The organism is Nostoc sp. CENA543 (genome assembly GCF_002896875.1).
Classification (GTDB): domain Bacteria; phylum Cyanobacteriota; class Cyanobacteriia; order Cyanobacteriales; family Nostocaceae; genus Trichormus.
In genome coordinates this window covers 1,439,238-1,462,201 of the sequence record NZ_CP023278.1, presented here as the reverse complement: position 1 = coordinate 1,462,201, position 22,964 = coordinate 1,439,238, and the positions used below count along the sequence as shown (strand labels likewise).

At 41.9% G+C, this 22,964-nt stretch carries 16 protein-coding genes, 1 tRNA gene and 1 pseudogene; 11 read left to right on the top strand and 7 right to left on the bottom strand.

From position 1 onward, the window contains the following. The first annotated feature begins 433 nt into the window (after window positions 1–433). Entirely contained in the window at window positions 434–3,145 is a 2,712-nt protein-coding gene (locus CLI64_RS06115) for a cation-transporting P-type ATPase (RefSeq protein ID WP_103136380.1), read from the top strand. A 96-nt stretch (window positions 3,146–3,241) separates the two neighbouring features. On the opposite strand, the gene CLI64_RS06110 is transcribed toward CLI64_RS06115, so the two are convergent. The 5 genes and pseudogenes from CLI64_RS06110 to CLI64_RS06090 form a co-directional block, all read right to left on the bottom strand. Then, window positions 3,242–3,421 (bottom strand): hypothetical protein, encoded by a 180-nt coding sequence (locus tag CLI64_RS06110; protein ID WP_103136379.1) that lies wholly within the window; start codon window positions 3,419–3,421, stop codon window positions 3,242–3,244. Between the two features lie 157 nt (window positions 3,422–3,578). Beyond that, on the bottom strand, window positions 3,579–6,236 hold the full coding sequence (locus tag CLI64_RS06105; protein ID WP_103136378.1) for a polynucleotide kinase-phosphatase: 2,658 nt from the start codon (window positions 6,234–6,236) through the stop codon (window positions 3,579–3,581). 115 nt (window positions 6,237–6,351) lie between these two features. Next, window positions 6,352–7,113, bottom strand: a complete 762-nt coding sequence (locus tag CLI64_RS06100) for a tRNA(His) guanylyltransferase Thg1 family protein (protein WP_103136377.1) — start codon at window positions 7,111–7,113, stop codon at window positions 6,352–6,354. Then, the gene (locus CLI64_RS06095; RefSeq protein ID WP_103136376.1) at window positions 7,103–7,552 is read right to left on the bottom strand and encodes an ATP-binding protein; all 450 of its coding nucleotides are present in this window, start codon (window positions 7,550–7,552) and stop codon (window positions 7,103–7,105) included. Before CLI64_RS06095 ends, CLI64_RS06100 begins: the two co-directional genes overlap by 11 nt. Window positions 7,553–7,566: 14 nt before the next feature. Then, window positions 7,567–8,960 (bottom strand): annotated as a pseudogene (locus CLI64_RS06090) (3' terminal RNA ribose 2'-O-methyltransferase Hen1). 265 nt (window positions 8,961–9,225) lie between these two features. Between CLI64_RS06090 and CLI64_RS06085 the strand changes: the two are divergent. The 8 genes from CLI64_RS06085 to ftsH2 all read left to right on the top strand — a co-directional run bounded on the left by CLI64_RS06085 (window position 9,226) and on the right by ftsH2 (window position 18,147). Next, entirely contained in the window at window positions 9,226–12,156 is a 2,931-nt protein-coding gene (locus tag CLI64_RS06085) for a tetratricopeptide repeat protein (RefSeq protein WP_103136375.1), read from the top strand. Between the two features lie 347 nt (window positions 12,157–12,503). Beyond that, window positions 12,504–12,725, top strand: coding sequence for a hypothetical protein (locus CLI64_RS30670; RefSeq protein ID WP_157943201.1), 222 nt, complete (start codon window positions 12,504–12,506; stop codon window positions 12,723–12,725). A 78-nt stretch (window positions 12,726–12,803) separates the two neighbouring features. Then, on the top strand, window positions 12,804–13,109 hold the full coding sequence (locus CLI64_RS06075; protein WP_103136374.1) for a BrnT family toxin: 306 nt from the start codon (window positions 12,804–12,806) through the stop codon (window positions 13,107–13,109). After that, window positions 13,096–13,392: a hypothetical protein gene (locus tag CLI64_RS06070; protein WP_103136373.1), complete on the top strand. Its 297-nt coding sequence runs from the start codon at window positions 13,096–13,098 to the stop codon at window positions 13,390–13,392. Before CLI64_RS06075 ends, CLI64_RS06070 begins: the two co-directional genes overlap by 14 nt. Window positions 13,393–13,575: 183 nt before the next feature. Continuing rightward, window positions 13,576–13,649: transfer RNA gene (locus tag CLI64_RS06065), tRNA-Asp, on the top strand. Window positions 13,650–13,788: 139 nt separating this feature from the next. Beyond that, on the top strand, window positions 13,789–15,225 hold the full coding sequence (gene gltX / locus CLI64_RS06060) for a glutamate--tRNA ligase (protein WP_103136372.1): 1,437 nt from the start codon (window positions 13,789–13,791) through the stop codon (window positions 15,223–15,225). Between the two features lie 195 nt (window positions 15,226–15,420). Further along, the gene (locus CLI64_RS06055; protein ID WP_192881684.1) at window positions 15,421–15,915 is read left to right on the top strand and encodes a hypothetical protein; all 495 of its coding nucleotides are present in this window, start codon (window positions 15,421–15,423) and stop codon (window positions 15,913–15,915) included. A 345-nt stretch (window positions 15,916–16,260) separates the two neighbouring features. Further along, window positions 16,261–18,147 (top strand): ATP-dependent zinc metalloprotease FtsH2, encoded by a 1,887-nt coding sequence (ftsH2, locus tag CLI64_RS06050; RefSeq protein ID WP_103136370.1) that lies wholly within the window; start codon window positions 16,261–16,263, stop codon window positions 18,145–18,147. Window positions 18,148–18,278: 131 nt separating this feature from the next. On the opposite strand, the gene CLI64_RS06045 is transcribed toward ftsH2, so the two are convergent. Beyond that, the gene (locus tag CLI64_RS06045) at window positions 18,279–18,530 is read right to left on the bottom strand and encodes a hypothetical protein (protein WP_103136369.1); all 252 of its coding nucleotides are present in this window, start codon (window positions 18,528–18,530) and stop codon (window positions 18,279–18,281) included. A gap of 556 nt (window positions 18,531–19,086) precedes the next feature. Between CLI64_RS06045 and CLI64_RS06040 the strand changes: the two genes are divergently transcribed. Beyond that, entirely contained in the window at window positions 19,087–19,566 is a 480-nt protein-coding gene (locus tag CLI64_RS06040; RefSeq protein ID WP_103136368.1) for a DUF4383 domain-containing protein, read from the top strand. Between the two features lie 50 nt (window positions 19,567–19,616). Further along, window positions 19,617–19,766, top strand: coding sequence for a PsaJ protein (locus tag CLI64_RS06035; RefSeq protein WP_103140612.1), 150 nt, complete (start codon window positions 19,617–19,619; stop codon window positions 19,764–19,766). Between the two features lie 150 nt (window positions 19,767–19,916). Here CLI64_RS06035 and CLI64_RS06030 read toward each other — a convergent pair whose 3' ends face one another. After that, window positions 19,917–22,952 carry a type I restriction endonuclease subunit R gene (locus CLI64_RS06030; protein ID WP_103136367.1) on the bottom strand — a complete coding sequence of 1,012 codons (3,036 nt, stop codon included), beginning with the start codon at window positions 22,950–22,952 and terminating at the stop codon, window positions 19,917–19,919. Window positions 22,953–22,964 lie beyond the last annotated feature (12 nt).

The following is a 22,964-nucleotide window of genomic DNA, read 5'->3' as shown; positions in this document are numbered from 1 at the left end:
AGCGGTAGCGCGGCGTTTAGCCGGTGCTGAGTAAAAAGTGAGATGGCGTTGCATAAATGCGTGATGAATTAAGCTTTTCTAGCAAAGTAAACTACCGATTTTTTGCGCCTTTGCGCCTACCCTTCTCCTTCCCTGCGGGACGCTACGCGAACGGAGACGCTAACGCGAACGGGTTCCGCGTTAGCGGTATGCGCGAAACATAAATCATCCCATTAATCAGCAACGCTAGTAAGATTAATTGCACGGGCTGAACGCCGTGCTACCGCTAACAGCACTAACGAATGTTAACAAATCCCAATCCTTACACTCTCTCAAGATAGATTTCAGCACCAATCATTACCTCTGATAGATAATCTCTAGAAAAATTAGTAGTTAAGTAAAAAATAAGCGTATGTACTAGCAATTAAGCAACTTATCCTGTGGGGCGGCATTCATGGCGGAGCTTCCTGATCAACCTTGGACACTTTCTTTAGACGAAATTTTGCGTCAGCTTCATGTCTCTTCAGATGCAGGTTTGACGGAATCAGAGGTAGAACAACGACGCAAGCAATATGGTGAAAATCGCTTGCAGGAAGTTAAAGGGAAAAGTGCTTGGCGCATATTTATAGAACAATTCCAAAGTTTGATTATTGGTATCTTAGCTGTAGCGGCGGTTTTATCTTTCGCTTTTAGTCAATGGATTGAGGGAATCGCGGTAATTATTGCCATTGTGATTAATACGGCAATTGGTTTTTTTACAGAATACAAAGCGATTCGCTCAATGGAAGCACTGCAAAAACTCAGTAGCACGACAGCGAAAGTCAGACGTAATGGGAGATTGCAAGAAATTCCGGCGGTGGAATTAGTTCCTGGGGATATTGTCATTGTAGAAAGTGGGGATGCGATCGCAGCTGATTTACGCATTATTGAAGCTGCAAGTCTGCAAGTCAATGAATCATCACTGACGGGGGAATCTCTTCCCGTAGGTAAAGATGTGCAACCGTTAAACGCAGATATACCCTTAGCAGAACATCATAATATGTTGTACAAGGGTACGGCTTTAACCCGTGGTTCTGGGTCAGGGGTGGTGGTAGCCACGGGGATGAAAACCCAGTTAGGTCATATTTCTGAGTTAGCACAACGAGCGGGAGCAGAAGACAAAACGCCCCTAGAAAAGCGATTGGATGAGTTGGGTCAGTGGTTAGTTTGGGTGACAATTGCCATTGTGATTGTTGTAGCGATCGCTGGCATTGTGGCAGGTAGAGATGTATTCTTGATGGTAGAAACTGCGATCGCTCTAGCAGTAGGAGCAGTTCCAGAAGGATTACCAATTGTGGCGACTGTCGCCTTAGCGCGGGGAATGTGGCGCATGGCGAAACGTCATGCACTAATTAACCAACTCTCGGCGGTGGAAACTTTAGGTGCAACTAGCGTCATCTGCACTGATAAAACGGGGACACTCACAGAAAATCAAATGACTGTCAGCCGCATATTTATAGATGCGGGGGAAGTTCAAGTCACTGGCGAAGGATTAGCAACCCAAGGCGAATTTCAACGCAACCATCAAAAGTTGAATCCTTCCGAAGATAAAGTCCTCCCAGCACTGTTAGAAGTGGGGATATTATGTAACAATGCAGCTTTGCAGCCAGAAGGCTCAAATGAAAGTCGGGTAGTAGGCGACCCAATGGAAGTTGCATTATTAGTTGCAGGTGCAAAAGCAGGGATGCAGCGTCCGCAATTGCTGCAAAAAATCCCAGAAGTACGGGAAGAAGCCTTTGACCCAGATTTGAAAATGATGACGACGATTCACAAAATCGAAGGACAGTATCGATTTGCAGTCAAAGGTGCGCCAGAAGCGGTGCTGCAAGCTTGTACTCGTGTTCTCACCGACTCAGACACAGTGCAAATGACTGAAGAAGTACGACAAGATTGGCAAGAAAGAATCAATCAATTAGCACAACAGGGTTTAAGAACTCTCGCCTTAGCGCAAAAAATCACTCAATCAGAGAAAGCCGACCCCTACGCAGATTTAACATTATTGGGAATTGTGGGTTTATTAGATCCTCCCCGTGAAGAGGTGATACCAGCGATTAAAGAATGTCAGGAAGCGGGAATCAGAGTCGTGATGGTGACAGGCGACCAACCTGTAACTGCTAAAAATATTGCGATCGCTGTCGGTTTAACAGACAATCAACAAGCAGATGTAATTAAAGGTCAAGACCTGAAAAGCTTTGAGGAACTATCACTAGATGAACGCCAGCGTATCGTCCAAGCTGCGGTTTTAGCGAGAGTTAGTCCCGAACAAAAGCTGAATTTAGTTGATTTACATCAACGTCATCAAGCCGTAGTAGCGATGACTGGTGATGGTGTCAACGATGCGCCAGCTTTGAGGAAAGCTGATATCGGCGTAGCAATGGGACAGAGGGGAACTCAAGTTGCTAAAGAAGCGGCTGATATGGTACTCCAAGATGATGCTTTTGCTTCGATTGTGGCGGCGGTAGAACAGGGTAGAGCGATTTTTAATAATATTAGGAAGTTCACTGTTTATCTTTTATCTGGGAATGTCGGTGAGATTATCTTAGTAGCAACCGCCTCATTATTGAATGCACCTTTACCACTTTTACCATTGCAGATATTGTATATTAACGTTGTTAATGATGCCTTTCCCGCCTTGGCTTTGGGTGTAGGAGAAGGTGAACCCGCCTTAATGAAACGTCCACCTAGACCAGCAAATGAGCCAATTTTAACTCGTCGTCATTGGCTGGCGATCGCAGGTTACGGATTAGTGATTGCAGCCACTTTAGGTGGTGCTTTTATTCTGGCTTTAACTTGGCTGGGATTGAACGAACAACAAGCAGTGACGATTACATTTATGACCTTGGGTTTTACGCGATTGTGGCACGTTTTCAATATGCGCGATCGCGATTCTGGTTTGCTGCAAAATGAGATTACCCGCAATCCTTATGTGTGGGGCGCGCTGATTTTTTGTACAGGATTGCTATTAATCGCTGTTCATGTTCCTGTATTATCAGATGTATTGCAAACAGCTGATCCTGGTGTTTATGGATGGTTATTAATTGTGGGGATGAGTCTTGTACCTTTAATTATTGGGCAAATTGCAAAGTTAATTAATCGTCAAAAAGGGAAACATAAAAGAAATAAATAGTATTTAATATTATTGATATTCGCTCAAGATTTGATAAATCTTGAGCGATAGAAAAATTTCAGATCAACGATTTAATCAGCTTTTGATTAAATAGAATTAATCACGGTAAGGACGGCAATCGTAGCAATAACGGCAGTAATATTTACGATCCCTGTCTCGATCATCTCCTCTAAAATCTCCGCGATCGCCACCACGGTCTTGTCCACCAGCAATAATTTGCTGTTCTGTTGTAGATAAATCAACCAGTAAATCAGATGCAATAATTTGTTTTGACATGATTGTTAGCCTCACTTACGTATATAGGTTTAGACAACCTATAGCCTTAATATATAGATATATTTTTAATAGATTAAATTAACCTCTAGCGAGAAACTTAGCTGTTGAATTTCTCGCTAGAGGTAGATGTTAATTGAGCTAATTTTTCCAAGCGGGTTTATAATCTGGGGTCTATTGGTTCACTCTCCAAAGCTAGAATCCCAAACACACATTCATGGACACGACGTAAAGGTGCATGACTCACAAATCTCTCCAATGCTTCCACACCCAAAGCAAATTCGCGCATGGCTAGGGAACGCTTCAAAGATAAACCCCGTTGACGCAGACGTTGTAAATTATCTACGGCTGAATATTCAGGCCCGTAGATAATTCGCAGATATTCCTGTCCACGACACTTCACCGCAGGCTGGACAATACCCCGACTACCTTTGACAATAAACTGCATAGGTTTTACTACCATCCCCTCACCGCCTGCTTGTGTCATTTCTGACCACCAATGCACCCCCTCAGCTTGGCTACTGGGGTCAGTTAAATCGATGACTTTGTAATTAGTTGCTAGAAGTAAAGCCGGGTCTGAGTGGGAGATTTTGGCGGCTTGTTCCATGTGCCAACGATGGTCTTTATCGGTGTGAACTTGTCCCTCGGTGGCTAAAATGTGGAAGGGTGCAAGTTTTAAATCTGCAATATCATCAACTTGCCAACAATAGCGACGGTAAGCAGCGACGTATTGACTCGCCATCTCTGCGCGTTGTTGGTAGTGAGTGAGTAGGGTAGTGACATCTAAATTGCGCGTATTAGCCTGTTCTAATAAAGTTACAGCATCATTTAAAGCGAGGTGTGATGCAACTCCCACAGGTGCATATTGTCCCCTTAGCAAACCTTGCGCCTTAGCTGACCAAGGCATTAATTCACAATCTAAACACACCCAATCTGTATTAAACTCTGACCAAAAGTTACTGGCAGTTAAAGCATGATTCACCCTTGCTAAGACTTGCGCTTCTAATGCTGGGTCATCAAAAAAGCGTCTGCCGGTGCGGGTGTAGCAAATTCCTATACCTTCATCCACCACCCCAAATCTTTTTTCGGTGGCGGCGATATCACGACAAATCACCGCAATTACCCGTGAACCCATGTGTTTTTCTTCACAGACTACCTCTGTAATTCCTTGGGTTTGGTAGTAGGTAAAAGCTTGGGTGGGGTGTTCCAAGTAACCAGGGATGGAAGATGTCTCAGGTGGGGACATGGTAGGCGGTAGGTAAATCAGCCATTTGGGGTTAGCTGCAAACCGACTCATGATTTCTAAAGCTGCGATCGCATTTTCTGCCCGGATGGTAACATTGGGCTGGAGTTTAGTATTAATAATCCGCTTACCCAAGACATCCTCAATATTCAGTACATCATCTAATTCTTGTTGTGCTGTCCGAGTAATACTTTTATTGCCTAATGGTTTCGTTGGTTCACGGTAAACACGCGCCGCCGGTACACTCACCAATTCTTTTTCGGGATAGCGTAAGGCGGTTAATTTCCCACCATAAACACAGCCTGTATCAATATCAATCGTATTATTCAACCATTCCGCTTCCGGGACAGGGGTATGACCGTAAACTACCAAAGCCTCACCCCGATAATCTGCCGCCCAATTGTAACGCACAGGCAAGCCAAACTCATCAATCTCACCCGTCGTTTCTCCATACATAGCAAATTCCCGCACCGCACCAGAACCGCGTCCTTGCATTTCCGCTTTCATCCCGGCGTGAGCCACCACCAAGTGTCCGTCATCCAGGACATAATGACTGATGAGAGAATCTAAAAATCCTGCGAGTTCTTGGCTGAAAGGTTCACGCACCCCATCAGGTAACGCTTCCATTTCATCAATACTTTGCTGTAACCCGTGAGTTATCTTGACATTTTTACCCCGTAATTTTCGCAAAAACTTGTGTTCATGATTACCACAAACACAAAAGCCTGTCCCGGCTGCAACCATATTCCGCACTAACTTGACTGTATCCAAAATGCGGGGGCCACGGTCTACTAAATCACCAAGAAACACAGCTTTACGTCCTTCTGGGTGGTAATAGGTGGGGAAATTCCAAAAGGATGGGACATTGGGCATTGGGCATTGGGCATCGGGCATTGGGGTAAAATCTTCTGTGCTTCCTTGTCTCCCTTGTCTCCCCTGCTCCCTGCCCTCCTGCCTCCTCACGTAGCCTAACTGTTGTAGTAATGCTTCTAATTCATCACAGCAACCGTGAATATCGCCGATGATATCAAAGGGGCCGTGTTCGTGTTTTTTGTTATTCCATAGAGGTTGAATTTCGATTTCAACAGATGCAATTTCCTCCACAGATTTTAGAGTATAGACATAACGGAAACCCTCTTTTTCTAGACTGTGCAGAGAACGCCGTAACATTTGAGTGTGACGACGCACGACATGAGAACCGAAATTGCGATCGCTTCTTTTTTGATTTCTTTCATGACATAATGCTTCTGGTAAATCAAAAACTATCGCCACAGCAAAACAATGATATTGTTTCGCCATTTGCAGTAAAGCCTTACGGTCTTCCGCCTGCACATTAGTAGCATCAATCACAGTCAACTTACCTGCGGCTAATCTTTTAGCTGCAATATAGTGCAGCACATCAAAAGCATCCCCAGAAGCCGACTGATTATTTTCATCATTAGAAACCAACCCCCGACAAAAATCAGAAGACAACACCTCAAAACTCTGGAAATGGTGACGTGCGAAAGTCGATTTTCCCGCGCCAGAAGCACCAATCAAAACAACCAAAGATAACTCAGGAATAGTAATTTTCATAATTAATAGTCAATAGTCATTAGTCAATAGTCATTAGTTTCTCTTTTTATCTTTCTCTGCGCCTTTGCGCCTTTGCGTGAGTAATATTAACTATACAATTCAACTAAATGAACCACTATAGATTATGTAATAACTCAGCAACAAACTGACTATATTCATCCTTCATCGGTAAATCTAAATCCCGCCGAATGCGTCGCCGTAACACAGGAACACTTTCACCAGTGATAGGATTAAATCCTTCTTTTTGATATTCTTCCCAATAAAGACCCACACCCCGTTTTTGCCAATTAGGAAGCTGATTAAAATTAATCCCATGTTGGAATAACATTTCATTTTTATCAGCCACAGATAACCCTTTCATCATACTAGTGGCTTGCGTTGCGCTTTGACCATCACGCCGTAGACACCAATAGCAATGAGCATTCAAAGCATTTCTGTGAGCATCTTCGTGTCGCCAACGAAAATAATTTACCACTTCTTCCACATTGGGAAGTTGTGAAATGCGACAATCAAAACAACCCATATCACCTAATAGTAAAGAAAATTTTGCGCTAGCTTCTCCTGCTAAAACTGAGTTTAATTTTCTCACCTTACGATTGAATGTAGCTTCATGATATGCAAACAGTAAGGAAATTTCATCACTTTGAGTATAGGCATACTGAATATCAATACCGCAATTCATTAAATGCTCAATTGTTGTCAGCAACATATCTCGAAATCTGACATCGTAAGGAGCTTCAAACTTATGTACTTCTTTAGTCAGACGAGTAAAACTACGTCCATCTAATCTAGCAACTATATAAATTCCAGGTAATACACAATGATCGTGGGCTGTTTCAAACACCCGCATTCTACTATCTAATTCATCAAATTTCACGCTGCCATTCCTCAATAATAAATGAATAATTTAAATCTGGTTTAACCTTATAAATTGCATCAAAACCCTCTTCCCAATTTGGTAAAACCAGTTTTTTATACGTCCCTAATAACCCCACAAGCGGCACAACTTGTTTAGCAGGTCTTTGACTATTTCTTTTTTTACACTCCTCTAATTCAGTTTGAAAATAATACCCCACAACTCGAAAACCTTGCGCCTTAGCTGGGATAATATAACGCTGTCTTTCTTCTACAGTCGGATTAGTATTATCGACAACAAAAGATTGTTTACTCTCCAAACAAGCGTGTAAAAAAATCTGCTCTCGATGACGAGTTTTGAGCATATCTAGATTAATGCGAATGTGGGTGTGAAAAAAATAGTGACAATAGAAAGTCGATTTACCTGCGCCTTGAATGCCAATAAAAATAACTACTTCCATTCCTCATAAATAGATTAATTATTGTAACTAAAAACTGCCATTTGTGTAGGTGAACCGACTTCTGTATCTTCCTCCCCTATCGCTTGCAACTCCACAGCATAACCAAACTTTTCTACTATTTTATTTGCCCAAGCTTGAAACTGCGATCGCGTCCATTCAAAACGGTGGTCTTTATGTCGCAATTTCCCCGCCGGCAGATTTTCAAATTTCACATTATATTCAATATTCGGCGTTGTTACTATCACCGTTTTGGGTTTAGCGAACTCAAACAAGACTCGCTCAAATGACCCCAAACGCGGTAAATCTAAACTAAATGCTCAATCACCTCAATGACAGTCGCAGCATCGTAACCAGCAAAGCGTTTATCTTGATAAGTCAACGCACTCTGAATCAGTTGTAATCTTTCCCATTGATTCCGAGGAAGTCTTAACCTATCTAATCGTTCTTGAGCAATTTCTAACGATCTATAGGAAACATCCACACCTGTAACTTGCTCAAAAAAGCTATCTTTAATGAGCAATTTTAATAAATTCCCTTGACCACAACCTAAGTCAATTACACGCCGAGAATTACTTTCTTTCAAAGCAGTAACTACCGCATTCATACGCTGCTGATTTAAACTAATCGGCTTTTCTACCGCCGCCTCTTCCTCAGCGTGAGTTGCTTCTGTACTATCAGGATCAGGATTATCTTCCTCTACTAACTGTGCTAATGCTTGACGCGTCAAACGGTGCTGACGTTTCAAATAACGTCTAGTGATTTGTTCCTTAGCTGGATGTTGCGACAACCAACCCTCACCATGACGCAGTAATTTTTCGATTTCTTCTTCCCCTACCCAATAGTGTTTATCATCATCAAGTACAGGAATTAAAACATAGAGATGACTTAACAAATCACTGACTGTGAGAGTATTTTGTAATTCCACAGTGAAATATTTACTCTCTCCCCACTCTGGGAATTTTTCATCTAAAAGATGACCAGTAGCTTTGACAGTGTAACCCAAAGGCTCAAACAAGTCCCGCAGGAAACCTTCACCACCACGACAGGGTAATACAGATATTTTGACTAATAAAGGTATGGGAGTTTGGGCTAATTCTGGTCTATCTTTACTGCGTCCACCCAAAGCCGTGCTGAATACTTGTGCGATCGCAACACTCATAAAAGATGATGCCACATAAGGGCGATCATTGACATACTGTTCTAAACTCGCACTCCTACCCCGTACCAATTTTACCGGGTCAACATCTAATAACAACGCTGCCGTACAGCGATCGCTATTTGCTTCTGGGTAAAATACGTGTGCCTGTCCAAAACTCAAAGCAAAGGACTGACAACGCTCTGGGTGTTTATGGAGTAAGTAGCCTAACTCCGTCGCTGGGGAGTAAGTCGTGGTGATAGTAAGCAGCATTCACTGGTATGGAAATATGCGAATAGTTAATGAATACCGCTCCAGCGTAAGCGATTACGGAAATCAATAATGGTGTTGTTGAGGAATATTAAGTTTGCAGTTAGGAAGGGGAAAGGGGAGATCATTGTGTATCAAATGTAAAATCAAAATTACGAAGTTTCAACCTTACTTTTAAATAATTCCTGAAAACAGGGTATTGTGAGATGCTGAATCAAATTAAGACTCGCTAAAATCTTATACAGCTATTCAGTATTTCCATTACCAAATGAGCAACCAGATACCTTACATTTATCGCCAGCAGGCCAAGGACTTTTTAGCTAAATTTGCTAAAGCATTAGAATCTCCAGAATCTAACCCACTGCTGTTTCAGGTTTACGGGTTTGGAGGAGTTGGCAAAACTACCCTCATCAAAAAGCTAAAAGAGATGCACGAGTCGCAAGCTGACTTTGCCGCAGTATCTTTTGGCCTTACACCAGATATCCAAACGCCACTGAAGTTAATGGAGAAGCTTTATGAGCTATTACCAAAATCTACTGGACTTTCCCTAAGAAATTTATCACATAAACCCGATCCGTTTACGTCACTTTATGAGCAATATTATGAGACTTTTTATAAGCTTAAAACTGAACCAGTTCGAGGTAAATCAGTTGATACAGAACAACAAAACACGGTTAAAGATTGGCTGGAACTAGGAACAGGAACACTGCTAGCAACAGGTGCAGCCTACTTGGGAGATCCTGGAACAGCATTAAGTTTAGGTCTGGATGCTGTGGTCAAAGCTGGAGGAATGTTATCGGATGCACCACAGGCGATTAAATCAAGTAAAGAGCGTATGCAAGAACTATTGCAACAGCATCCAGCAACGAAAAATGACAAAGAGCTTCAGGAATTAATGCTCGAACCCATACCTAAGTTAACTCATGCCTTTGCTCAGGGTTTGATACAGAAAGCTCAAAAGCATAATCACTCCACTGTGTTGATTTTAGATACCTATGAAAAAGCACCACCAGACATTGACACTTGGCTTTGGCAGTATTTATTAGAAGATACGACTTTAAAATCTTATCCTGTTCGCCTTGTGGTAGCAGGACGGCGTTCTCTACTTGAGAAGGAAAGTTGGCGTAAATTTCAGCAGGATAGGGATTTGATTTATGAACAACGACTAGATGAATTCAATAAAGAACAGACAAAGGAATATCTTCAGCATATCGGCATTACCAAATCTGGTGATATTCAGAAAATATATAAAGCAACTAAAGGTTTACCTTATTATCTTCAATGGATTAAACGAGAGAAGGAAGCCAATAGAGAGATTGATTTTTCTCGTGGCAACCAAGAAATTACTAATCTACTACTGCAAGGATTGAGTACAAAGCAAAAGGAAATAGTCCAAATAGCAGCTTGTTGCCGTTGGTTTTATCGGTCGTTAATTGAGTATTTAATGCAAAAACAAGGAATAGACTTTGAAACTGGTGCTTGTGCTAATTTCAACTGTTTTGATTGGCTAATAAAGTGTGATTTTGTTGAGTTTGTTCAAGGTCGCTATCGCTTGGATGATGTGGCCCGTAATGTTTTTCGACTTTCATTCTGTCAAGATGATAAAACACAATTTCGTGCAATCCATGAATTGCTAGCTATATATTTTGAGCAACAAGCGAACCAAGAAGTTACCCAATATAGTCCTGAGCCAGAAAAATACGAAAACGCTGATTGGCGACAGCACACTGCTGAATTTCTCTATCATGCTCTTTTTGCAAGAAGAGATGAAGGTCAGCGTCAATTCATATCCCATTTGTTTGCTTCTCGCTATTTAAAGCAACTGGAAGTAGTGATGATTCCTTTTGCAGCAGTTGTTGCGGAAGCAGCAGTAGAGAATTATCGACTCTTACCAGATTCGACTGAGAAGTTGTTGAAAAGCATAAAATTGGGATTTATCTTTAGTTGGGTAATGTTAGCGGATGATCCATCTCAATATGATATTCAGTATGAAACCGGGACTGGCCCCTCTAAAGAAGAAATAGAGGCAGCATTAAGACCTGGTTTCACTCAAGTTGACTTGTTAAAAGATGGGCTGGGTAAGTATGCAGGAATGTTGTATAAATCCCTAAGAAGCAACCCTATTCAGCGAAAAGATTTGCTAATGCGGGCAATTGAACAAGCTGAACTTATTGCTACTGATACTTATCCTAAATTCAGCAGTCGTCTGTTTTTAGATGTCGGTAATTGGCTGTATAGATTAAAAGAATATGAAGAGGCTTTGCCTAACTATGACAAAGCTTTAGCAATTAAGGACGACTTACTAGAAGCATTGTTCAACCGAGGTAATGTACTGGGAAATTTAGAGCGTCACGAAGAAGCATTAGCTAGCTATGACAAAGCCATAGCAATTAAAGATGACTTCCCCGAAGTATGGTTCAACCGAGGTAATGCACTAGGGAAGTTAGAGCGTTATGAAGAAGCATTAGCTAGCTATGACAAAGCCATAGCAATTAAAGATGACTTCCTCGAAGCATGGATAAATCGAAGTAATGCTCTGAGGAAGTTAGAGCGTTATGAAGAAGCATTGACTAGCTGTGACAAAGCCATAGCAATTAAAGATGACTTCCCCGAAGTATGGATAAATCGAGGTAATGCACTGAGGAACTTAGATCGTTATGAAGAAGCATTGACTAGCTGTGACAAAGCCATAGCTATTAACGATGAATTCCCCGAAGCATGGATAAATCGAAGTAATGCACTGAGGAACTTAGAGCGTTATGAGGAAGCATTGACTAGCTGTAATCAGGCGTTAAAGATTACACCGAATGAAGCAGGTTTTTTGAGTGTTAAGGGTATAGTCCTAAGTTTATTAGGTCGTTATGATGAAGCACTGGCAAATGTAAATGAAGCTGTCAAACTTCAACCAGACGATCCTCTATGGTGGGCTAATCAAGGTATTGTCCTAGCTCGTGCAGGACGCTATCAGGAAGCATTAGTCAGTTGTGAGAAAGCACTAGAATTAAAACCTAACGATGAAAGTGGTCATTATGGCAAAGCTTGCTGTTACGCTTTGCAAGGAAACATTGAGCTAGCAATTGAAAATTTGCAACAAGCAATACATCTCAATGCTTCTCGATGCCGTCAAGAAGCAAAAGGCAACCCCGATTTTGATGGTATTAGAAATGATGAACAGTTTAAAGCATTAATACAAGGGTAACAATTGAGTTCGGTTAGCAAACAAGCAGATAGCTTTATTTTTTAAGCTATTTGCTTTCCCATTCAAGTAATTCACTCACTCATGACAATTACCAATGTTTTAAAAATCGGATATCACCTGATATTTTGGGAGAATGGAGAATATAGTGTTAAAAGTAAAATTATATATAGGATTCATATTTGATTTTTGAACAGATACGTAGATAGGTATGGTGTGTTAGGGACAGTATGGTAGCGACACTTGGGGATGTAGAGGTCTTGCGATCGCTGTATGCTCAACTATTAGTTTCTTTTGAAGTTTGCCAAGAAATCACAGCAGGAGAGACAAGTTAATCACTAAATGCCACAATGGCGATCGCTCTCTCAGAATCAATAGTAGCTTTTGCTGCATTTACCTTCAGCATCAGTGAAAACAGGCGCGCTCGCCATACCCAAAATCATGCCAGATCAGGGCGATCGTTCACCGGACTAACATCTAATAACAACGCGGCTGTACAGCGATCGCTATCTGAGAATCAAAGTGCAATCGCAGTGCCAAACGGGATTTTCACATACGGTCAATTGTTTTAAGCAACAGGCTATCATACATAGGAAGTGTATTGGCGCAACCCGCCGTAGGCATCGCGCCTATGACAATAAAATATATGTATGGATATTGTTTATCGCCTACAAGGTGTTGAATTTGAGTGGGATAGCAACAAAGCGCGGAGCAATATTGAAAAACATGGTGTTACCTTTGAAGAAGCCACCGAGGTTTTTTTCGATCCTTTTTACCAAACTGGTGATGCAAACCCTATCAATGCTTCTAGCAGCGAACAACGCGCTTTTATCATTGGGTACTCCCTTGAACAACGTTTTTTGCTTGTAGTCTATGTAGAACGTGGATTACGAACTCGCATCATTTCTGCTTGTCCTGCGACTCGTACAGAGAGAAAACTTTATGAACAATCCTGAAGAGGAATTTATCTTACAACTGCACCCACGCCCAAATGAAACAGTATCCCTAGAAATACCCAAAGATACTTTAGAATCTCTGAAAAAGATAGCAGACAGTCGAGATATGTCCTGTGAGGCATTACTTAAATTTTACATTGGGCAAGGGTTACGCCAAGATTTAGCTAAGTTATTTTCTAACCGCTTGCTAGAGGCTACTGCTCAAGTGCTGGCACGACATATTGAATCAGAAGCAGAAATTTCTAATATTATACAAGAAATTCGTTCTCAAACCAATTGTTAGTGCGTTGGCGCAGCCCGCCGTAGGCATCGCCTTGTTGATGCTCCTACAAAACGCGATCGCCATACCCAAAATCATGCCAGATCAGGGCGATCGCTAGTCCTCAAAAAAAATTTTCCAAAATTTCCACCCAACTAGGTTGACAACCCAGGGTAACTAAGTCATAATAGGGAAGTTGCGAATCAAGGGACTGTAGTTCAATTGGTTAGAGCACCGCCCTGTCACGGCGGAAGTTGCGGGTTCGAGCCCCGTCAGTCCCGTTCTAAACCAAGATTAATGAGAAACAAGTGCTGAGTAAGTTCAGTTCTAAGTATATACATAGATTCCTAACTTAGAACACATGACTCAATACTCAGCACTTGTTATAGTGATCATTGCTTTGCGAAAGAGAGAACTACTGTGACTGTCAGAGTCAGAATTGCTCCTAGTCCAACTGGGAATTTACACATCGGTACAGCGAGAACAGCCGTATTTAACTGGTTGTTTGCCCGTCACCACGGCGGGACATTTATTTTACGCATTGAAGATACAGATTTAGAGCGATCGCGCCCCGAATATACAGAAAATATTCTGTTAGGATTGCGATGGTTAGGGTTGAACTGGGATGAAGGGCCGTTCTTTCAATCCGACCGTCTAGACCTGTACAAACAAGCCGTACAAAAACTTCTAGACAAAGGTTTAGCTTATCGCTGCTACACCACATCTGAAGAACTCGAAGCCTTAAGAGAAGCACAAAAAGCCAAAAACGAAGCCCCCCGCTACGACAACCGCCACCGTAACCTCACCCCAGAACAAGAAGCTCAATTCCAAGCCCAAGGGCGGAGTTTCGTCATCCGCTTTAAAATTGACGATGACCGAGAAATTGTCTGGAACGACCTTGTTAGAGGCAAAATGTCTTGGCGCGGTAGTGATTTAGGTGGTGATATGGTCATCGCCCGTGCTTCCGAGGAAGGCATTGGTCAACCCCTCTACAACTTTGTGGTTGTGGTAGATGATATTGATATGCAAATCACTCATGTGATTCGCGGAGAAGACCACATCGCCAATACAGCCAAGCAAATTCTGCTTTATGAAGCTCTTGGTGCAGAAATTCCCGAATTTGCCCATTCGCCCTTAATTTTAAACATGGAAGGGCGTAAACTTTCCAAGCGGGATGGCGTGACCTCCATCTCTGACTTTAAGCAAATGGGCTTTACCGCCGAAGGTTTAGTTAACTACATGACCTTGTTAGGATGGTCGCCACCAGACTCGACCCAAGAAATATTTACCTTAGAAGCCGCCGCCAAAGAATTTACTTTTGAGCGTGTTAATAAAGCCGGCGCAAAATTTGACTGGGCAAAACTCGACTGGTTAAACAGTCAATATATCCATAATATGCCCATAGACCAGCTCACAGATTTAATTATTCCTTATTGGGAAACTGCCGGATATCAATTTGATGGCGGACGAGACAGGGCTTGGTTGGAGAAATTAGTGGGTTTACTCGGTGCTAGCTTGACGCGGTTAACAGATGCTGTCGAGATGAGCAAAATGTTTTTTAGCGAGACGATAGAATTGAGCGCAGAAGGTAGCCAACAATTACAACAACCAGGCTCTAGTGAAGTTCTACAAGCTATCATCGCCGCCTTAGAAACTCAACCCCAACTCACAGAAGCATTTGCCCAAGACATTATTAAACAAGTAGTCAAAGCCCAAAACGTCAAAAAAGGACTAGTCATGCGATCGCTGCGTGCCGCCCTAACAGGAGACGTACACGGGCCAGACCTCATCCAATCTTGGTTACTCCTCAATCAGATTGGCTTAGATAAACCGCGTCTAAATCAGGCGATAGGGTAGGGATTGGGGCAGGGGGCAAGGGGGCAAGGGGGCAGGGGGCAGGGAGCAGGGAGCAGGGGGAGACAAGGAAGAAAAACTAATGACTAATGACTAATGACTAATGACTAATGACTACATAGTCAATTTCTCTCATTTCTGGAACTTAATTGGTAAAATTAGTGTCTTCAAGAACACTGATATACTTATGTGATCACTATGTCGAAAACAACGCTATTTCAAGGAACTCGATTATCTTTAATGATAGTTACACTTGGCGTTATATCGGCACTTCCTGCCGCCAGCACAGCCCAAGACGCACCCCCGATTTTTGGAGACATTACTATCAGTCACAAATTTTCACCAGACCCTCTCACAGTTCGGGGTATGAGTGGTGGCTCGGTCGCAGGACACAAAATTGCTGGGAGGATAGACACATCTACAGGGCCATGTAACGGCTTTGTAGATGAAACACCAGACCACACTATTAAATTAACCAGTAAATTTAACTACCTAAAGCTGCAAATAGATTCACCCCAAGACACTACCATCATCGTTAAAGGCACTGGCGGGACTTGGTGTAACGACGACTTAGACGGCAAAAACCCCGGCATAGTAGGTGAATGGCTACCAGGAGATTATCAAGTCTGGATTGGTTCTTACGATGAAGGCAAATATTTTCCCTATACATTAAAAATTACGGAGGTGAAGTAGTCAGTAGTCAATAGTCAATAGTCATTAGTCATTAGGAAACAGGGAACAGGGAACAGGGAACAGATTAATATTCATGCCCAATTCCCGATGCCCAATGCCCAATGCCCAGTCCCCAGTCCCCAATCCCTCCCCTTGATCGCCATGTTGTATTAGAATTAGGTTAAATTTAATTAAGATTCTTGTCGGGATCTCAGATTTCACATAAGCAGGTCTAGCTTTGTGGTATTGCCTGATTTGATATCAAATTAAACAAAATGGAGTTATAAACATCCGTTTCACAACTATCTAGCGATTTTAGCTGCTAGAAATATCTAATTGTAAATTGGCATCTAGAGGCAAATTAAAATGAAATTCTCCTGGAGAGTCCTCGTACTCTGGACATTGCCTGCTTTGGTAATTGGCTTTTTCTTTTGGCAAGGGGCGTTTGCAGGAAATCCTGCTGACATGACGAGAAATGCTGCTAATACGCGCATGACTTACGGCCGCTTTCTGGAATACTTGGATGCTGGTCGTGTAACCAGTGTGGATCTTTATGAAGGTGGTAGAACAGCAATTATCGAAGCTGTTGACCAAGATATTGAAAATCGTACTCAACGCTGGCGTGTAGATTTACCAATTAACGCACCAGAGTTAATTAGTAAACTTAAAGACAAACAAGTTAGTTTCGATGCTCATCCAGTCCGCAATGATGGTGCTATCTGGGGACTTTTAGGCAATCTAATTTTCCCAATCTTATTGATTACGGGATTGTTCTTTTTGTTCCGTCGCTCGAACAACATCCCTGGTGGCCCTGGTCAAGCAATGAACTTCGGTAAATCCAGAGCGCGTTTCCAAATGGAAGCGAAAACCGGTGTAAAATTTGACGACGTAGCTGGGATTGAAGAAGCTAAAGAAGAACTCCAAGAAGTTGTAACTTTCTTAAAACAACCAGAAAGATTTACAGCTGTTGGGGCGCGCATTCCCAAAGGTGTGTTACTAGTCGGGCCTCCAGGAACAGGTAAAACTTTACTTGCAAAAGCGATCGCAGGTGAAGCTGGTGTACCATTCTTTAGTATCTCTGGTTCAGAATTCGTAGAAATGTTTGTGGGTGTGGGTGCTTCCCGTGTCCGTGACTTGTTCAAAAAAGCTAAAGATAACGCTCCCTGTATCATCTTTATTGATGAAATTGACGCTGTAGGTAGACAACGGGGTGCAGGTATCGGTGGCGGTAACGACGAAAGAGAACAAACCCTCAACCAGTTACTCACCGAAATGGATGGTTTTGAAGGTAACACAGGCATCATTATTATTGCTGCTACCAACCGTCCTGACGTATTAGATGCAGCCCTGTTGCGTCCTGGTCGTTTTGACAGACAAGTTACAGTGGATGCACCAGATATCAAAGGCCGCTTGGAAATTCTGCAAGTCCATGCGCGCAACAAAAAACTTGACACCAGCGTATCATTAGAAGCGATCGCTCGCCGTACACCAGGATTCACCGGTGCGGATTTAGCTAACCTCCTCAATGAAGCTGCAATTCTCACCGCCAGAAGACGCAAAGAAGGTATCACTCTTACCGAAATTGACGACGCTGTAGATAGAGTTGTCGCTGGTATGGAAGGGACACCATTAGTAGACAGCAAGAGTAAACGCTTAATTGCTTACCACGAAATCGGACATGCCTTAGTCGGAACTTTATTAAAAGACCATGACCCAGTGCAGAAAGTTACCCTCATTCCACGGGGACAAGCACAAGGCTTAACTTGGTTTACTCCCAACGAAGAACAAGGTTTAATTTCCCGTTCTCAACTCAAAGCTAGAATTACTGGTGCTTTGGGTGGTCGTGCAGCAGAAGATGTCATTTTCGGCGCGGCGGAAGTCACCACCGGTGCAGGCGGCGACTTACAACAAGTGACAGGAATGGCGCGTCAAATGGTGACACGCTTCGGGATGTCTGATTTAGGCCCTCTATCCTTGGAAAGCCAACAAGGGGAAGTATTCTTGGGTCGTGACTGGATGACCAGATCCGATTATTCTGAATCAATTGCCGCTAGAATCGACTCTCAAGTCCGAGAAATTGTCGAAGAATGCTATGAAAACGCTAAGAAGATTATGCGGGAACATCGCACTGTGACAGACCGCTTAGTCGATTTGCTGATTGAAAAAGAAACTATCGACGGTGACGAATTCCGGCAAATTGTCGCTGAGTACACAGATGTACCAGAAAAATCTCAATACGTTCCGCAACTGTAATTCCTGAAGAAAGCTAGAACGTAGAAGGTTGGAGGTTTGAGGCTTCCAACCTTCTTTTATTATCGCTTCACCAAACAACCTTTGCTAGATTTTCCAGAGTTGAATACGGAAAGATTAAACTAACTGGAATTTTAGCCCCCAACTGGACAAGTTGCTGTAAACCTAACATAAAGCTGTCTTCTTCTTTCAAATATTTCTGGATCTGAATATTCACACTTGTTTCGGAAATCCCTTTTTCCTAAAAGATCCCGCACTTGGTTTCTTGTAAATCTGCGCTGTTGTCCACCAATGATTGTAGCTGCTGCTTCTGTAGTTAATTCAAGCAACAGTTGTCTATCAGATTCAATAGGCATTGAATCTGACGAAATAATTTGTTGTGACATGATCGTAAACCTCACTTAAGTAGCAAAAAACTTACTTCCTCAATTACTTGACAATAATCATTATTTGTTTTTGCTTCATAGCTCTAAAGGTATAAAGTAGTATCAGTCTTTAGACCGTTAAATTAAAACAAAGAGTAGCCGTATCTTACTATTAGCTGACTCAAATTGAGAACCACCTGGAATAATGAACCAGTTTTCTGGTACAACTTGTAATCATATTTTGGATTCAAGGCATTAAAGCATTAACTATTTCAGAAGTGTCACATCGGGCTACCTATACTAATTGAGTATTCCTTTTTTGTAGTAGTAGAAGAATATACAAATAATTAAACGAAGCAAGTAATTATTTAAGTCATATTCCCACTTTGATTTCAAATTTTAACCATACCTTTTGATAGAGTGAATATTTAAAATTATTCTTTTGAATAAAAAGTGTTATATCTTCCAATTAATCGAACCAAACAGAGCATTATTTTAGGTTAAACGTATTAACTGTTATGCGCTTTAAGTTAGCAGTTAATCTTCACCGACAATTGCATCATATTAGGAGAAGAATATGGAAAACAGCGAAACTGCAAGAATGGTAGAGCGTTACTGTGCTTTGTCTATCGGTATTCTCTTTTTATTATTGGGTTTAGCAGGATTTACACCTGCTGTGGTCTCTTTACCAGGAACAAGTGCATCTTTTATTCCCTTAGATGAGTCCCCTAATACCTACGCTGCTGGTTTTGGTTATATATTTGGCTTATTTCCCACCAATTTCTTACATAATTTAGTGCGGTGTGCTGTGGGACTATTAGGCATTGCTTCTTATACCAGTGCTAGCAGTGCGCGTTTATTTAATCGTACCTTTGCAATTGCTTATGTTGTATTAGCAATTATGGGTTTGTTGCCTTTCACTAAGACATTTTTTGGTTTAATGCCACTCTTTGGTAATAATGTTTGGCTCAATGCTTTATCTGCGATCGCTGCTGTTTACTATGGCCTTGTCATGCCTTCTAAAGTAATGGGTACTAATGTATCACAAAATCTTTAATTTTGGACAACAAAAACTTGTGGAAATATTCATGGCATTTGGAGGATATTATGCAGACAAAAAACAAAGAACAGTCATATTTCCTAAGATATCTTTCTTTAATACCAGTTCTCGCAGTTATAGCGATATCTATTGCCTTTTCTACCTGGGTTATTTTTAATTACTTTTTCCCTGATCTGCTCTTCCATCCTATGCCATAAGCTATGAATAAATCTGCCATAGTGTGGTGCGGATTCTCAATTTCGGGTAAACGGCTCATCGAAATCAATATAACTACACCCGATTTAGCCTATAACCTGATTTTAGTCAGATTCAGTTCTCTTGAGATTTTCTTGACGAATCAGCTCTAATCATGAATGTTCGCTTCTGATACTCTCGTAAATACTAGCTAGTAATTTCTCAAACACAACAGCTTTAAATTCTTCGCTATTCATCACCTGCATAAAGATTTTCTCGTTACCGTCCATACGTTCGATAAAGAGATTTTCTAGATGCTTTTCGAGAACGGGGGCAAAGTTTTCTTTTGTATTGACTTGAGCCGCTTGCTTGATGGACTCATTAGCGATCGCAGTTTCGGTAATCTGCTCAAAAAAGAGTTGGTCGGCTGGGGTGAAGTTAGTACCAAAACGTTCGTTAAGGGTGTCGATAAGCTGTGATAGGGGAACTTCTTGATCTGGCTGACGAGTCCCAATGGCGATCGCACCCCGTAATGGTTCTGCTTGACCTTCGGTTAAATCAATCTTTCCTTCACTGATTTTCTCAAGACGATAAAATTTTAGTTCGATATCTCCAGATAAATCAATTTTTGGTGCTTCGGTACTGCGGGGTAATTTCTTGAGGAGAAACCGCCCATAAGCATAAAGCTTTTCCAGTTCTGAATCTTGATAAGGAATAATCTGTGCCAGAAATAGGTAGAGATTGCGGAAACTGGTTAGTTGGGTTTTAAACTGTTCTTTCTGTGGGTCTTGCAGAGCTTGATAATTTTCAATAATTGGGTCTAGTAATGTATTTAATTTTTTGTGTTCGCTTCCAGTAAGAGAGGTTTTCGGGCGAAACCAAATTTCACACCACTGGTTTACATCGTCTTGGCTGAAAAGTTGCCATTCATAAAGTTGGTAAGACAGGTCATTTAATTGTTGTGGATCGGCGGTTTCGCCAACGGGAGTTTCTTCGTAGTAGGGTTTAAAGGCTTTGTAGATATCTTCAGGTTTGTTGACGAAATCTAAGACGAAAGTATCTTCTTTCCCTGTGGTGGTACGGTTGAGGCGAGATAAAGTCTGGACGGCTTGGACTCCATCAAGTCTTTTATCCACAAACATAGTATGCAGTAATGGTTGGTCAAATCCGGTTTGGAATTTGTTAGCGACAAGCAGCACTTGATAGGCATCACTGGCAAATTTATCAGGAATTTCAGAAGTTTTTATCCCACCATTCATGTTGACTTCCGTAAATTTTTCTCCCGGTAATTCATCCAGGGTAATAGAACCAGAAAAGGCAACTAGGGATTTAATATCGCTATAGCCTTTTTCTTTAATGTATTGATCGAAGGCGCGTTTATATCTAACGGCGTGTTCACGGGAACTGGTGACAACCATTGCTTTAGCTCCACCCCCAATTTTGTGGCGGGTATGGTTGCGGAAATGTTCTACAATAATTTCAACTTTTTGGCCGATATTGTGGGGATGGAGTTCAATAAATCGAGCGATCGCCTTAGCTGCTTGGCGACGGGGTAAGTCAGGGTCATTTTCAGATATGCGGACAAGTTCGTAATAGCGGTCGTAACAGGTGTAATTGGCTAAAACGTCCTTAATATAGCCTTCCTCAATCGCTTGGCGCATAGTGTAGAGATGAAAGGGAACTTGGCCGTTCTCTCCCGGTTCGTCGAATACAAGTTGGGTTTTGTGTTTGGGAGTGGCGGTAAAAGCGAAGTAACTCAGGTTTGGTTGTTTGGTGCGGGTGAGTTGTTCTTTAAGGAGTTGTTGTTTGGCTTCATCACTGAGGTCATCTTCCTCTAATTCATCTTCTAGCAGTTGGGATGCGATCGCTGCTTCTATCCCATCTTGATTTAAGATTTTGCGGAGTTCTTGGGCGGTTTCTCCCGTTTGCGAACCATGCGCCTCATCCACAATCACCGCAAAGCGTTTATCTTTAGTAGTAATATCTATGGTTTTACCTTTTTTCCCTAAAGTCTCAATGGCTTTAGTAATAAAGGGGAATTTCTGCACTGTAGAAATGATAATCGGTACACCGTCGCTGAGGGCTGTGGCGAGTTGTTGGGTGTCTTCGTCAATTTTCTGCACAACTCCGGCTTTATGGTCAAATTGATATATAGTGTTTTGTAGTTGTTGGTCTAGAACAGTGCGGTCTGTGATCACAACAACGGTATGAAAGATTTTTTCGTCTTGGTTGTCGTGGAGATTAGCGAGGCGATGGGCTAACCAGGCGATGGAGTTTGATTTTCCTGAACCTGCGGAATGTTGAATTAAATAATTATGTCCGGCTTTATATTGTTTAGCGTGGGTGATGAGTTTCCGCACCACATCCAGTTGATGATAGCGGGGGAAAATCAGAGTTTCTTTTTTCTGGTAATTCACCCCAGTGGCGGTAGGAATTTTAGTTTCCTTAATTTCGATATGTAAAAAACGGGCTAAGATATCCAAAAGGCTATCTTTTTGTAAAACTTCTAACCAAAAGTAACTCGTGCGATATTCTTCATTATCGCCGATTGGATTACCTGCACCATGATGATTACCTTTATTGAAGGGTAAAAAATAAGTATTTTCCCCAGCCACCTTAGTAGTCATCCAAACTTCTTCGGTATCTACAGCGAAGTGAACTAAGCAGCGTTGTTTAAAAGCAAATAGGGGATCTTTAGGATCTCTCTCCGTTCTATATTGATGAATAGCATTTTGGTAAGTTTGCCCAGTCAGGGGGTTTTTCAGTTCGATAGTTGCGATGGGTAAACCGTTGATGCTGAGGAGAATATCAGGGATGCGTCCGGTTTTAATTTTAACTTGGCGCGTGATAGTGAGGCGATTTTGTTCGTAAAGTGCCAAAGTTTGGGGGTTCATCCCTGTATTTGGCTGAAAGTAAGCGACTTGTAGAGTTTTACCGTAACATTTAAAGCCATTGCGGAGAACATCAAGCATACCCCGGCTTTTGAGTTCTTTAGTCAGGCTATCTATAACAATTTTCTCAGCATCATCGGGGCTAGTGTTAGCTAGGCGTTTCCATTGTGTGGGTTGAGTTCTTTGGATAAAATTAATAATTTCCCTGGGAAAAAGGGCTGTATCTGCGTCGTAGTCATTTGCTTTACCTTGGTGATAGCCACTAATTTGCAGTAATTCCCGTTCAATAATGTCCTCAAATTTATCTTCCGTGTGCATAATTCACCAGGT